Raw genomic sequence first — 15,362 nt, 5'->3', positions numbered from 1 at the left:
ATGTTGCCTTGTAACCTAAATAACCCAACCGAATCAATACGTTGACATGAGCACCGAATTCAGCACCTTAGACTACATAATTTTTGCAGCATATGGAGCGCTCATTCTCTTTGTGGGCCTGTATGTCTCCCGTGATAAAAAAGGCCATGAAAAAAATGCGGAAGATTACTTTTTGGCAAGCAAGTCATTACCTTGGTGGGCCATTGGGGCTTCGTTGATAGCGGCAAATATTTCTGCAGAACAATTTATAGGCATGTCTGGTTCTGGGTTTGCGGTCGGTTTGGCCATTGCATCTTATGAATGGATGGCGGCGCTTACCCTTTTGATCGTTGGCAAATACTTTTTGCCAATTTTTATTGAGAAAGGGCTTTACACCATTCCTGAATTTGTTGAAAAAAGGTATTCAACCAATCTGAAGACCATTTTGGCCTTGTTCTGGATCGCACTATATGTTTTCGTCAACCTTGCTTCTGTGTTATATCTAGGGGCACTTGCATTAGAGACCATCATGGATATTCCAATGGTATATGGTGTAATCGGGCTTTCACTTTTTGCAGCGGCCTACTCACTTTATGGCGGGCTATCAGCCGTGGCATGGACCGACGTAATACAGGTGATTTTTCTGGTACTGGGAGGTCTCGTCACCACCTACTTGGCCCTGAACACGGTTTCAGGTGGCGAAGGTGTTATGGCAGGTCTTAAGACAGTATATGAAAATGTACCTGAAAAATTTGCCATGATATTGGATAAATCCAATCCCGAATATAAAAACCTTCCCGGAATTGGGGTATTGGTTGGGGGATTATGGGTGGCCAATCTATACTATTGGGGTTTCAACCAATATATCATTCAACGTACACTTGCTGCAAAATCTCTGAGGGAATCACAAAAAGGAATCTTGATGGCCGCAGTTTTAAAATTGATCATTCCAATGATTGTGGTAATACCCGGCATAGCGGCCTATGTCATGGTAAACGACGCCGAAATCATGGCAGGTCTTGGTGAAATTGGCGCAAGAAACCTACCTACCCTTGAACAGGCCGATAAGGCGTATCCTTGGTTGCTCCAGTTTTTGCCGATCGGATTGAAGGGTATAGCCTTTGCTGCCTTGGCAGCTGCGATTGTCTCTTCGCTTGCCTCTATGCTCAATTCGACCTCTACCATATTTACCATGGACATTTACCGGCAATACATCAATAAAAATGCCAGTCAAAAAAGATTGGTGACCATCGGCCGTATTTCTGCTGCCATAGCGTTGGTAGTCGCATGTATCATGGCTCCTTTGTTAGGTGGTATCGATCAAGCTTTTCAGTTCATTCAAGAATATACCGGCATTGTAAGCCCTGGTATCTTGGCAGTCTTTTTATTGGGGTTATTCTGGAAAAAAACGACCAACAGGGCGGCGATCATTGGTGCTCTGGCATCCATTCCAATAGCCATGTACTTCAAAGTGGGTGCTAAGGGGTGGTCTGATAGTCCATTCTTTGTGGATATTCCTTTTTTAGATCAAATGGGATACACACTGCTGCTCACAATGGGCATTATAATTATTGCCAGTCTTTCAGAACGCAAAGGTGCTGACGATCCAAAGGGTATACCGTTGGGCAAGAACTTGTTCAAAACCAGCCCCACGTTCAATATTGGCGCTTTTGCGGTGATGTTGGTGCTAGTGGCCCTTTATGCTCTTTTCTGGAACTAAAAAACACCTGGAACTTTGTCTTCAAAAAATGTAATTGATTAATTTTGAAGTCTTTTGAAATATGTAAATAACTTGACAGGTTCAACCCCTTTCAAAGACTATTTTTGCAAAATGTAAAAAATAGAGATCTTACAGAAGAATTTGGTAAAACCATCTATATTTCAGAAGCAGCAAGACAAGTAGAAAAAATCACCATCAGCGATTAAAAACATATCGTCGGCAACAATAGCGATTCGCCCATATTCGTGTTCAAAAATGGAAGAAAATGATGAAAGCACACATAATGACACTTTGCCTGATAGCTTTGATGCTGTCATGCAATCAAAAGAATGAAGAGGTTGTAGAAAATGAAACCCAAACGTTGTTCGAACTATTGGGGCCTGAAAAGACAGGTATGGATTTTGTAAACAAAATCGAAAACCAAAAAGACTTCAATATTTTCAAATACCGCAATTTCTACAATGGCGGCGGTGTGGCCATTGGCGACATCAACAACGATGGCCTGGCCGATATTTACCTTACCGGCAATATGGAACCCAATAAACTCTACCTGAACAAAGGCGGTTTGAAGTTTGAGGACATTTCTGAAAAAGCAGGTGTTCAAGGCAACAAGCCATGGTCAACAGGCGCGGCAATAGTAGATGTCAATGCCGATGGCCTATTGGATATCTATGTGAGCAATGCAGGAAATCTCGAAGGAAACAACCATGATAACGATCTGTACATCAATAACGGTGATCTGACCTTTACGGAAAAAGCACATGAATATAATCTGGCCAAAACAGGTTTTTCAACCCACGCTTCCTTTTTCGATTACGATAAAGATGGTGATCTTGATGCCTATATCTTGAACAACAGCAATATTCCCGTGAGCAGTTTGGGCTACGCCGAACAGCGAAAGGTACGGGCGCAAGATTGGGAAGGGGTTCCACATATCTTTCGAGGTGTGGGCGACATGTTGTTGCGCAACGATAATGGCAAATTTGTTGATGTCAGTGAAGATGCGGGCATCTATGGCAGCCTAATAGGTTTTGGGCTCGGTGTTTTGGTGACCGATATCAACAATGACCTGTATCCTGACATTTACGTGTCAAATGATTTTTATGAGCGTGATTATCTCTATATCAACAACCAAGATGGCACCTTTAATGAAGAAATTAAAAATTGGACCTCACACCTTAGCCTTTCGGCCATGGGCATTGATATAGGCGATATCAACAACGATGGCCATAATGATATCTTCATTACCGATATGCTACCAGAGGAAGAAAAAAGGGTGAAATCGGTTATGGAGTTTGAGGGATACAATGTATTCGATCTAAAACAAAAGAAAGATTTTTACCAACAGTATATCCAAAATACATTGCAGTTGAATAATGGCAATGGCTCATTTTCTGAAGTAGCTTACTACAGCGGCGTTGACGCCACCGATTGGAGTTGGGCGGGCCTTTTGTTCGATATGGACAATGACGGCCTAAAGGATATTTTTATTACCAATGGTATCAACCACGATTTGACCGATCTGGATTTTGTCGATTTCTTCGCCAATGAAATCATTCAGAAAATGGCCCTTACAGGACGCAAGGAGTCCATCGATTCGATCATCGCAAAAATGCCCATCAAGCCCCAACCAAATTATGCCTACAAAAACAACGGTGATATTTCTTTTACAAATGCCAATACTGAATGGGGGTTCGATTTGCCTACCATGTCAAATGGGGCCGCTTATGGGGATTTAGACAATGATGGTGACCTTGACCTGGTCATCAACAATGTAAATACCGAGGTCTTTTTGTATGAGAACAAAACCGATCGATTGTTGAAAGACCATAATTTCATAAAGTTGAAATTTAAAGGAGAAGGGAAAAATCCCTTTGGAGTGGGTGCACTTGCCAAGCTCTATTTTGGCAACAATATCATAAACCAAGAACTGATGCCATCAAGGGGCTTTCAATCGTCGATGGAATATGTAATGACGATAGGCCTCGGAAAACATAAAAATCTTGATTCCATAAGAATTGTCTGGCCCAATGACCGTTCACAGTTGTTCACCGACATATCGGCCAACCAACAATTGATGGTCACGCAGTCTCAAGCAAAAGAAGTGTATCGCCCAACGACCGAGATCAAAACAAATTCATTGTTCAAAGAGCTGAACAATCAGCAGTTGATTGCCCACAAAGAAAACAATTACAGTGATTTTGACTATGAGGGTCTAATCTATAAGAAGGTTTCACAAGAAGGGCCCGCCATGGCCGTTGGCGATCTCAATGGCGATGGCAATGATGATGTTTTTATAGGAGGCGCCAAAGGTGCTGCCGCAACAGTATATCTTCATGAAGGTGACGGCCGATTGAAACCGATGAGGCAAGCCGCTTTAAATAACGACAATAATTATGAAGACACGGCTGCGGCTTTCTTCGATGCCGATAATGATGGTGACCTTGATGTGATGGTGGCCTCTGGTGGTAATGAAGTAGGAAAAGAGCGTACGTACAGAACCAGGTTATATTTCAATGATGGGCAAGGCAACCTCTCTGTATCCGATAAAGTAATTCCCTCAACTTTCAAGAACGTTTCAGTGATCGCCCCTTTTGACTTTGATGCCGATGGTGACCTAGACGTCTTTGTGGGTTCAAAGAGTGTGGTCGGAATCTATGGGCTCGACCCGAACCACTTACTGCTTGAAAACCGTGGAGAAGGCCAGTTTATAGATGTAACGGAACGTGCCGGATATGATTTGAAAGATGCGGGCATGGTATCAGATGCCATTTGGGCCGATATAGATGGTGACCAAAAAGTAGATTTGATCACGGTTTCAGAATGGGGCACCCCAAAAATTTATCAGGGTTCAGGTAGGCGCATCATGAAAATGGAAAGTACGCTCGATAGCCTTGATGGATGGTGGAATACCATAGAAGCCGCCGATTTGGACAAAGATGGTGACCTAGACCTGATTTTGGGCAACCAAGGAGAGAACTTGCACTACCAGCCAGAAGAAGGGAAGCCCATGAAAATGTATATCAATGATTTCGACAATAATGGCACCATTGAACAGATTGTCACCCAGCACAAAGATGGTGGTGATTACCCGATACACCAAAAGAAAGAATTGACAGAACAATTGGTCTCGCTCAAAAAACAAAACCTAAAAGCCTCTGATTACGCTGGCAGAACAATACAAGAGCTTTTTCCAAAAGAGCTAATGGATAAGTCCATTATAAAGCAGAGCAAGATTTCATCATCGGTAATCGCCATCAATGAAGGAGAGGGCAAGTTTTCGATAAAACGACTTCCGTACCGAACGCAATTTTCCTGTATATGCGATGTGAGTTGTACCGATGTAAACAATGATGGACATCTAGACCTTGTCATGGCCGGTAATGATTTTGAATACAAACCCCAGTTTTCACGACTTGATGCTGGCTACGGCCATGTGCTTTTGGGTGATGGCAAACTGAATTTTGAATGGCAAGACTATGAAAAGAGTGGTTTCTTCATCCGCGATGAGGTAAAACACCTAAAAACCATCAAAGATAAAAATGGACGTTTGTATTTGATTGCGGCCATCAACAATGACAAACCCAAGATTTTTGCTATAAATGAGTAAACAGCTGACATATATTGTATGTTTGGTCTTGGTGTTTGGTTGCAAAAAAGGAGGTGAGCTGTTTGAAAATCCATCTTCGAAAAAAACAGGAATCACCTTTTCGAATACCCTTACCGAGTCAGATGACTTGAATATCCTTGACTACCTTTATTTTTATAATGGTGGCGGAGTAGCGGTCGGCGACATCAACAACGATGGCTTGATAGATGTTTTTTTCAGCGGCAACCAAATCAAGAACAAACTGTACCTAAATAAAGGGAACCTAGAATTTGAAGACATATCAGGGCAAGCGGGCATTCAGGGCAACAGCAGCTGGAACACAGGTTCAGTGATGGGCGATGTAAACGGCGATGGCCTTTTGGATATCTACGTATGTGCCATGGTCGGCATCAATGGTTTTCGGGGCCATAACGAGTTGTACATCAACAATGGCGACCTAACATTTACTGAAAAATCCAGTCTGTATGGCCTAGACTTTGACTCTTACAGTTCATCAGCGGCCTTTTTGGATTTTGACCTTGATGGCGACCTTGACCTATACCTGTTGAACCATGCCGTACACACCTCCGAATCATATGGTAAAGCCGAGCTACGTCTCCAACGAAACTATGAAACGGGTGACAAATTGTTGCGTAATGATAATGGTAAATTTGTAGACATCAGTGAAAAAGCTGGTATTTATGGGGGTGTCAATGGTTATGGTCTAGGGGTGGCCATTTCTGATTTCAATCAAGATGGATATCCTGACATTTATATCGGTAATGATTTTCATGAAGACGACTATTATTATTTAAACAATGGTGATGGCACCTTTACCGAAAGCCTGAAACAGTATTTTGGGCATACGAGCCGCTTCTCTATGGGCAATGATGTAGCCGATGTCAACCATGATGGTTTGCCCGATCTGATTTCTTTGGATATGCTTCCAGAAAATGAAGTGACCTTGAAATCTTCGGAAGGGGATGATAATATTCAAATCCAAAAATTACGTGTTGAACGATACGGATACCACTATCAGTTTACTCGTAATATGCTCTATATTAATCAGCCTGATGGAAACTTTTTGGAAACGGCCATGATGAGTGGCTTGGCCGCCACTGATTGGAGCTGGAGTGCTCTTTTCTCCGATTTTGACCAAGACGGGCAGCAAGATCTTTTTATCTCGAATGGCATACCGAAAAGGCCCAATGACCTTGATTACATTAAATTTTTGTCGAGCGACCAAATACGGAACAAAATAAACAATACCAAATTGGTCGATCAAAAGGCGCTGGACATGATGCCCTCAGGGGCGGTTCACAACTATGTTTTCAAGGGAAAAGAAAATCTGCGGTTCGAGAACAAATCAAATCGATGGATTCGTCCTGACACCCTGATTTCTGGAGCTACCGCCTGGGGAGATCTTGATAATGATGGTGACATTGATCTTATCACCAACAATCTAAATGCCCTGGCCACTCTATACATCAACCAAACCGATGACAAATCAAATTACCTAAAGCTGCGCTTCAACTACAAAGACAAAAATCCATTCGGAATCGGAACCAAGGTCATTTCATACCATAACGATAAACTACAGTTCAAAGAACTCTATACTTGTAGGGGGTTTCAGGCTTCTTCAGAACCTATCATCCATTTTGGGTATGGCAAATCTGAAAGAATCGACTCGCTTAAAATCATATGGCCAGATAAGACCTATCAGGTACTCAAAGATGTTACGGTGAACCAAACCCTTGACATCTCACCAAACAACACTATGGCTTTCGATTACAAAACGTTGCAGCCAAAAAAGCAACAGCTCTTTACCAAAGTTGAAGGTAATCTGGGCATTGACTTTGAACATGTCGAAGATTCATATATCGACTTCAATCGTGAAAAATTGATTCCGTATAAACTATCTGATAGAGGACCGGCCGTAGCAGTGGGCGATTTAAATGGAGATGGTGACGATGACATTTATTTTGGTGGTTCAAAATTTATGCCCGCGAAGATATATATAGCTCAAGATTCTGTTTTCGCTGAAAAAAGATGGCCAGAAATGGTACAAGATTCCATTCAAGAAATTATCGATGCCGAAATCGCCGATTTCAATGATGACGACAGAAATGATATTTTCCTTTCTACAGGTGGAGGTGACTTTTATGGGTCATCACCCGTACTATTGGACGCCTATTTTGTACGAAGTGACTCCTCTTTTGTCAAGCAGTCTTTGCCTAAAATATACCAAAACAGTTCTGTGATCAGACCCTATGATTTTGATAGTGATGGTGATTTGGACGTTTTCATTGGAGGACACTCCCTAACCTCAAAATTCGGTGCTTTGACCAAGTCATATCTATTGCTGAACAAGAACGGCACATTTAGTATTGCAGATATCGGGGTATTCAAATTAGAAGGCATGGTTACCGATGCTACATGGAGTGATTTCAATGGCGATGGCATCACGGATCTAATTGTGGTGGGTGAATGGATGCCTCCACGCTTTTTTAAAAATACAGGAACAAAGTTGATCGAAGAAAATACGCTTGACTTGAATGGCCTCTGGCAAAGTATTGAGCCTTTTGATATTGATCAAGATGGCGATAATGATTATTTATTGGGAAATTGGGGAACCAACTCAAAATTCAAGGCCTCTGTTTCCCATCCGTTGAAAATGTACTTTGCCGATTTTGATGGCAATGGGCAAACAGAGACCATTACAGCCTATGAAAAGAATGGCAACTACTACACATTGGAAAGATTGGACGGACTGGCCGATCAAATGGTTTCCCTTCGAAAAAAATTCAATACCTATCAATCGTTTGCCGGAAAAACACTCGAACAAGTATTTGATAAAAAAGCACTGGGCAAAGCAGCACTATTGACCACAAGCGAGCTGCAATCAGGATATCTCAAAAATGAACAAGGGCAATTCACTTTTGTGCCGTTTAAGGCAGAATTGCAGGTTTCTCCCATCATAGATTTTACAATCTATGATTTTGATGGTAATGGCACTGAAGAGGCGCTTGCAGCAGGCAACTATTTTGGGGTGAAGCCCTACCAAGGTAGATTTGACAGTTTTCCCGGGGCCTTGATAAAAAATGAAAATGATGTAATTTTGGGCAATCGAATCGGTCTAGACCTAACCCAAAAATCTGTTCGCCACCTGACCATACTTGAGCGTGGCAATAAAAAATTTCTGCTTGTGACCTACAACAATGATAAAGCAGAGGTATACGAATTCAATAATGAAAAATAAGGAAGATGAAAAATAGAGGGATCTTAATGTTTTTGTTGCTTGTTCTTCTTGTCGCATGCACTAAAAATGAATCTATTGAAATTTCGCCTGAAGATTACCATGCTTCGGTCGATAAGGTCACTGAAGTTATGGTGCATGATATTTTCTCACCACCTGTGGCCAGCAGAATCTTTGCATACCCCAATATCGCGGCCTATGAGATTCTAGTCCAAGAGAATAGTGGGCATAATTCACTGGCGGGTCAGTTAAGGGAGCTTACCCCCATTCCAACACCTGTCGAGTCTGCTGATGTTGATACCAAACTGGCGGCTTTGATAGCCCATATCGACGTTAGTCGAAGATTGATATTTTCTGAAGATAAGATCAAGGTATTTCGTGATAGTCTTTATACGGAATGGGAAGAGAAAAACCCTAAAGTATTTCAGGCTTCAAAAGACTATGCCCTACAAGTGGCCGAACACATTGTAGCATGGATGGATGGTGACAATTACAAACAAACCCGTACCATGCCCAAGTTTACGGTAGACTCTGACAACCCATCAAGATGGCAGCCCACCCCGCCGGCCTATATGAATGGTATTGAGCCCCATTGGAACAAAATCAGGCCCTTTGTCATTGATTCCGCATCACAGTTCAAACCGGCCGGGCCCCCACCCTTTTCCATGGAAGAAGATTCTGACTTCTACAAAGAGGTCAAAGAAGTATATGATATCAGCAACGAAATAACTGCCAAGGGCGATGAATCAGAAGAAGTTGCAATCGCCCAGTTTTGGGACTGTAATCCCTATGTTTCGGTTACTCGTGGGCATCTTATGTTCGCCACCAAAAAAATCACCCCTGGTGCACATTGGATAGGCATTACCAAAATTGCCAGCAGGCAAACCGATGCAGACTTTGCCAAAACGGTATACGCGTACACCAAAACGTCAATTGCTATTGCCGATGCCTTTATAAGCTGTTGGGATGAGAAATACCGCAGTAATCTCATACGACCCGAAACACTTATCAACGAACATATTGATGATAGTTGGGAGCCTGTTTTGCAGACCCCCCCTTTTCCCGAATATACCAGTGGCCATAGTGTCGTTTCTGGCGCCGCTGCAGTAGCGTTGACCGATATATTCGGCGAAAACTTCGCCTTTGATGATGATACCGAAGTACCCTACGGTTTGCCTGTTAGGTCGTTCAAATCATTCAGGCAAGCAGCAGATGAGGCCGCTATCAGCAGAATGTATGGGGGCATCCATTATCGGGCCGCCGTTGAAATAGGCGTCAAACAAGGTCGTGACCTAGGAAAATTTATAGTCGAAAACTTAAATATGCATAACTAATCAAAACCCGCTTCAAAAAAATTCCCTATGAAAAAAATAGTGTATGGTGCCCTTGTCTTGATATTTGCGGCACTTGTATGGTATTTGTTCATTAAACCTTCAGATTATACAATTCGATTCACCGCAAACACCTTTCCCGGAGCCATAAATCAAACTTTGAAACTATGGGATAAGGATTTAGACACGGTGGTTAAGTTAAAACAGGATGGAGATCTCTATCATCTAGAACAAAAAATACGCTTCGGTGATTCTATACATCGATATCGATGGTCAATAAAGCCCATTAACGACTCCACTTCTAAAGTGGTGGTGAACATCAAAGATGAAAACCACAGCTTGGCGAACAAATTGAATGTTCCCTTTTCTGATACCGATTTTGAAAAAAGGGGAAGAGCTACCGTAAGAGATTTCATGGAAACCCTTCAAGAACACAAAGAAAAGTTTAAAGTGAAAGTGGTTGGTGAAGATGAAATGCCGACCAAATATGTGGCCTATATACCGCTCAAGGCCACACAACCTAAAAAGGCCGGTCGCATGATGAAAAATTTTAGTTATCTAATGGGCGAGCTTATGGACAGGGGCGTTAAATTCGATGGCTTTCCTCTAGTGGAAGTCACCAAGTGGAACCAAGACAATGATAGTATTCATTTTAATTTCGGACGGCCCATCATCCGTTCAGAAAAACTACCGATGGGAACGGATATCCAATACAAAAGAATTTTTAAGAAAAAAGCGCTAAAGGCTGAATATTACGGTAATTACATTACCTCTGACCGTGCATGGTACGCCCTATTGGATTATGCCGAGAAGAACGATATACCCATTGAACCGACCCCAATAGAGGTGTTTCACAATAACCCCAGTTCAGATGGCAATGAACTTAAGTGGAAAGCTGAAATATACCTGCCAATCAAAGAAGATGTCAAGTAAGTCTATTTTTTTTCTCTTGGGCTGCCTGAGCTTTTCGCTCTGCAGTTGCCAAAACCCAGGTAAACTGGACGTAATTACCGACTTGCCATCAAGCTTGAGCGAAAATTCAGGCATTGTTAGTTATGATGGCAAAACCATTTGGCTGATTGAAGACAGTGGCAACAACGACAACATCTTTCACGTTGATTTCAATGGTAAGATCATCAAGCACCTTGACCTTAAAAATGCCAAAAACAAAGATTGGGAAGATTTGACCAAAGACCATTACGGCAATCTATACGTCGGTGATTTTGGCAATAACGAAAACCATCGAGAGAATTTGGTCATCTATAAATTACCGAATCCAGAGCAGGAAAAAGGAGATAAAATCAAATCGGAGAAGATTGAATTTCGCTATCCGGAACAAAAAAAATTTCCGCCCAAAAAATCAAAGCTTTACTATGATGCCGAAGCCTTTTTTCACTGGGGCAACTCGCTTTACATCATAACCAAAAACCGCACGCGGCCCTATGATGGCAAGGCGATGATCTACAAAGTTCCCGACACCAAGGGCAGCTATGAGGCCGAACTGATCGGTGAATGGTTTTTATGCAATGACCAGAACCGCTGCTCGGCGACCGCAGCCACAATTTCGCCCGATGGCAAAACAATAGCAGTCTTGGGCTACGGAACGTTATGGCTCATAACCGATTTTGAATTTGACCATTTTTATAAAGGAAGCGTCAAACAGATCGATCTAGGGCTTCGAACCCAATTGGAGGCCATCTGTTTTATCGGTCATGATACCCTGCTTCTTTCCGATGAGAGATCACGGGCTACCGGGGGCAATCTGTATCGTTTGCAACTAAGCAAAATTTTAAAACCCGAACCCAATACCAAAGGCAAACCGTAAACCATCGTCACTGCTGAACAAGCCAAAATTGGCCGAGATTATCCCTACTCCGTCCACAAAAAATCCGCCACCATATGAATTGTGCCATTTGTCAGAATCTTCATCTGGCAGCCATACCCGACCGTAGTCGAAGCCCGTATAGATCCCTGGTACAAAAGGTAAAAATCCTGAGTCCCGTTTTCTAAAGCTTAGCCGTAGGTCTGTATTTTGGTAAAATGCCCTTTTACCGGTAAATCGTTGAAAACGAAATCCTCTAAGACCATCATTGGCGCCAAGGGTGGCCGCTTGGTAGAACTCAAAGTCATCGCCAAAATTGAAATGTCCTTTCAATTTGGTGGCCAACACCAATCTGCCGTCAGAACTCAACCTGTAATCAAACGATAAGCTCGGTATGAAAAAAGCAAATGCCCTATCTGAATCGCTCAAGTTCGACTTGTAGCCCCCATGAAGTGAAATCGCCATTCCCATGGTCGGGAATGCCTCACTATCACTATTTGAATACGAATATTCGGCATCAACCCCAACAAAGTCTTGCTGGGTGTCCCTTCCCTGATCCGTAAAGAATCCCTCTATAAAACGGTCTTCGGTCTCTTCAACATCGAAGTTCTCATATGAAACCCCTAGGCGTACCTTAGATCCGAGCTGGCCCCGCCATACCAAAGAAGGCGTCAAAATAATTTTACGGATTTTTACCCGATTGAAGTCAAAATCAAGGTCATCATCAAAGTTTGGGGTCTCATTGCCAAAGCCAAAGAAATTGATGGCAAAATTCGGACTTGTAAACCTAGCGTCGAGCTCAAGGTTAACATTTTCAAAGATATTGGCAAACTCACCGTTATAGCCGAAATCAAACCCATTTGTGGCAAAATAATAGGCACCATTGACAATATGTCGTTGGGTGAACGGATTTTGCCTAAATCCGTTGTACGTATACGTGTTCGTGAACCCTATTCTCAAACCATCATCAGGATTGGCCCCTATAGAGGGCAAAAATTGATTGTTGCTGGCCTTGATCTTGATAAACTGGTAGGTATTTGTCTCATAGTCGTCGATTTTGTGTAGACGTCCACCAAAAGCCTCATCATAGGTGTTCTTCTTGCTCTTAAAATCATAGGTGTGGACATTCTTCGATTTTTTGGCAATCTTATAGTTGTCATTGTTTTGTCCGCCGACCAATCTTAGCTTGATTCTTCCGCTGTTGCCCGTCACTTGAAAGACATCATCATCATCCAGACCATAGATCCAAATTTCTTTTGTAAATGTTGGGTCGTAGTCTTTCTGAAAAAACAAATCGGCTTTCTCGCCATTTTTGATACGGTACATACTTACGCTCACCCCTCCATTTGGAAGAGGGTTGACCACACAGTAATCATCTTTATCGGTACCCGTCACCACGCTGAACTTGTTCAAAATGGCATAATATTCCCGAGCGGTCTCCACTAAGTTTCCTTTTCGGGCAAGCAGAATGCTCTTGATCTTTCTGACCGTACTGTCACGAACTTCTTCGGGAAAAGCTGTAAACGCCCTGTCAATGACGGTCTCGGTAATATGCTGTTGTAGGTATCTTGCCTGCTCTTCCCAAGTCTTCATTTCAGTTTCGGACAATAGTGCCATGTCGAGCGCAAAGGTCTTGGGCGAAGAGGTAAACCCCTTTACACTTCTGATCTCTTCGTGAAAACCTTCGAATAGTTGAAGCGCAGGAACGGTTCGGCTGGCAAACCCCATCAAGGCACCATCACCCATAATGGAATAGGGCTGATCTCTATCTCTGGGTATGGGCTTAAAGATGGTCTTGTCTTTTCCTTCATCAAATTGTGCCCATCGCCATTGATCTACATGTCGGTCCCAATCACCGATCATGATATCAAAAAGCCTTGCCCTGACATATGCGGTGGCATCGAGCTGATACTCTTCGTCTTTTCGTAATTTTTGTATCAGATCATCTGTGCTCTCAATCTTTTTGGCATAACCGAAACCTGCCATATCATGCCCCTCTGAAACGTGTTCTTCTATCATATAGAGTTCATCACCAAAGTCATCGACAAATCCTTTCAATGCCTTTTGCTTGGGAATATAGAACAACTTCGGATTGGTATGGTATATATCTACCGCATCTGAAAGTTCGGCTATGGTAAAGGGCGCATAGGGGTGCGATCCCGTGTAGAAGTACTCTAAAATATCTTCAACTGCGGTGTCTTCAAGTTTTCCGGCAATGAACTGATCTTGAAAGGCCATGGCCTGAAGGTATTGTTCGGCGCTCTTTCTAAGGGCCCGCATGACAAACTGCCGGCCATCTTTATGTTGCAACCGAAGTGATTTTGATTGGTGCCCCCCACCCTTTCGAATCGGTGTCAATCCACCATAAAGCGTATCAAGATCCACCGTCTTCGCCTTTATTTTGGTGGCATAGTATTTACTGTACCTTTCGCCCCAGATGCCTTTAAAAAAGTTGGACCTATCAACTTCTTCAGGTTCATATACCGATGCTTCCACAAAGGCCGGGAATTCATTTTTGCCCGAATAGGTATCTCTCTTTTCGGTCTCGGGCAATACTTCGGTACTAAATGACAATTTTTCTTTTTCACCTTCAACTATGAAGTAGTTTACCACAGACGACCCGTCTTCAAATACCTTTAGCTCGGCATAACCACTTTGACCAGTGGAAAATTGACTCCCATTCAGCAATCGGGTGGCGCCCTGTTTTGAACCTGACCCGCTGATGATCTGGGGGGTATTGTCTTCTACAATATACTGTAGCGTATGCTCGTGACCTGAAACAAAAATGACCTTTTCTGAGTATTGGGCCAAAGTAATGATGCGATTGCGAAAACTGTCATACCGCTTATTTTGAAGATCTTCTACTGAAGCTCCCGTTGTTCTACGCAACAGATTGAAAACCGTACCCAAGACAGGAAGCGGAATATTTTTGGGCGCCAGGTGCTGTTGAACAGAGTACTGCCCCCCATGGGAACCATAAGTGAACATGGGGTGATGTAAGGCTAAAATAGTGGTCTTATCAACATTTTTCTTGATCAAGCTTTCGATTTCGTCAAACAATTTTTGACGATCCTTGATTTCACAATCATCATTTATGGTAGGGTGTTTGTCCCAATTGACCAAGTACCACTCACTATCGACCACGACCAAAAGAATGTCTTCGCCTATTTCCACTTTGGTCAAAGGACACCCATTTTCGGGAAGGAACACATCTTTTTTATCAAGTTCTTTTTCAATATACCTTTCTTGTCGCTTCAGCCCTTTCAAGCCATTGCTGTACCAATCATGGTTTCCAGGAATAAAAAGGGGGGTACCCCTGAAATTGTCCAACGCCTTCAATTGGGCATCCAGTTGGTTCTTGGCACTTTCATACCCTTTTTCCCCCTTATCGGGCAATCCTGAAGGATAGATATTGTCTCCTAAAAAGATAGCAGTGCTATTCTCGGGGGCTTTGTCAAGCCTAGATTTAAAACGTTTCAATGTGGGGTTCATGTCGCCCATAGGTGACAAACCAGCATCTCCAATTAAGTAAAAGGTATGCGAAACCTCCTCTTCAGGGATCATTTCTTGACCTGAAAAACTCTCTGCGTATTTTGTGCGTTGTGTGGCACATGCAGAGAGCAGTACCATGATGATTGTAAAAGAGTAAAATTTTTTCATGTCCA

General features: G+C 42.7%; 7 protein-coding genes. 6 read left to right on the top strand and 1 reads right to left on the bottom strand.

Annotated elements, in window-relative coordinates; genetic code table 11:
* The first annotated feature begins 46 nt into the window (after positions 1-46).
* The 6 genes from L0P89_RS09660 to L0P89_RS09635 all read left to right on the top strand — a co-directional run bounded on the left by L0P89_RS09660 (position 47) and on the right by L0P89_RS09635 (position 11,700).
* Positions 47-1,699, top strand: coding sequence for a sodium/sugar symporter (locus tag L0P89_RS09660; protein WP_235264894.1), 1,653 nt, complete (start codon positions 47-49; stop codon positions 1,697-1,699).
* 268 nt (positions 1,700-1,967) lie between these two features.
* The gene (locus tag L0P89_RS09655; protein ID WP_235268020.1) at positions 1,968-5,309 is read left to right on the top strand and encodes a VCBS repeat-containing protein; all 3,342 of its coding nucleotides are present in this window, start codon (positions 1,968-1,970) and stop codon (positions 5,307-5,309) included.
* The gene (locus L0P89_RS09650) at positions 5,302-8,547 is read left to right on the top strand and encodes a VCBS repeat-containing protein (RefSeq protein ID WP_235264893.1); all 3,246 of its coding nucleotides are present in this window, start codon (positions 5,302-5,304) and stop codon (positions 8,545-8,547) included. The genes L0P89_RS09655 and L0P89_RS09650 overlap by 8 nt, the downstream gene beginning before the upstream one ends.
* 5 nt (positions 8,548-8,552) lie before the next feature.
* Positions 8,553-9,878 carry a vanadium-dependent haloperoxidase gene (locus L0P89_RS09645; RefSeq protein WP_235264892.1) on the top strand — a complete coding sequence of 442 codons (1,326 nt, stop codon included), beginning with the start codon at positions 8,553-8,555 and terminating at the stop codon, positions 9,876-9,878.
* A 27-nt stretch (positions 9,879-9,905) separates the two neighbouring features.
* Entirely contained in the window at positions 9,906-10,808 is a 903-nt protein-coding gene (locus L0P89_RS09640; protein WP_235264891.1) for a GyrI-like domain-containing protein, read from the top strand.
* Complete coding sequence (locus L0P89_RS09635) at positions 10,798-11,700, top strand: hypothetical protein (protein WP_235264890.1); 903 nt, start codon at positions 10,798-10,800, stop codon at positions 11,698-11,700. The genes L0P89_RS09640 and L0P89_RS09635 overlap by 11 nt, the downstream gene beginning before the upstream one ends.
* Here the strand turns inward: L0P89_RS09635 and L0P89_RS09630 are convergent.
* Positions 11,665-15,357, bottom strand: coding sequence for a metallophosphoesterase (locus L0P89_RS09630; protein ID WP_235264889.1), 3,693 nt, complete (start codon positions 15,355-15,357; stop codon positions 11,665-11,667). The genes L0P89_RS09635 and L0P89_RS09630 overlap by 36 nt on opposite strands.
* Positions 15,358-15,362 lie beyond the last annotated feature (5 nt).

The organism is Muricauda sp. SCSIO 65647 (genome assembly GCF_021534965.1).
In the GTDB taxonomy this organism is placed as follows: domain Bacteria; phylum Bacteroidota; class Bacteroidia; order Flavobacteriales; family Flavobacteriaceae; genus Flagellimonas_A.
This window is presented reverse-complemented; position numbering and strand designations above follow the sequence as displayed.

What these genes read in the sequence shown, in the direction of transcription:
- L0P89_RS09660 (WP_235264894.1), top strand. Translation starts at nt 47, where the DNA reads ATGAGCACCGAATTCAGCACCTTAGACTACATAATTTTTGCAGCATAT.
- L0P89_RS09655 (WP_235268020.1), top strand. Translation starts at nt 1,968, where the DNA reads ATGAAAGCACACATAATGACACTTTGCCTGATAGCTTTGATGCTGTCA.
- L0P89_RS09650 (WP_235264893.1), top strand. Translation starts at nt 5,302, where the DNA reads ATGAGTAAACAGCTGACATATATTGTATGTTTGGTCTTGGTGTTTGGT.
- L0P89_RS09645 (WP_235264892.1), top strand. Translation starts at nt 8,553, where the DNA reads ATGAAAAATAGAGGGATCTTAATGTTTTTGTTGCTTGTTCTTCTTGTC.
- L0P89_RS09640 (WP_235264891.1), top strand. Translation starts at nt 9,906, where the DNA reads ATGAAAAAAATAGTGTATGGTGCCCTTGTCTTGATATTTGCGGCACTT.
- L0P89_RS09635 (WP_235264890.1), top strand. Translation starts at nt 10,798, where the DNA reads ATGTCAAGTAAGTCTATTTTTTTTCTCTTGGGCTGCCTGAGCTTTTCG.
- L0P89_RS09630 (WP_235264889.1), bottom strand. Translation starts at nt 15,357, where the DNA reads ATGAAAAAATTTTACTCTTTTACAATCATCATGGTACTGCTCTCTGCA.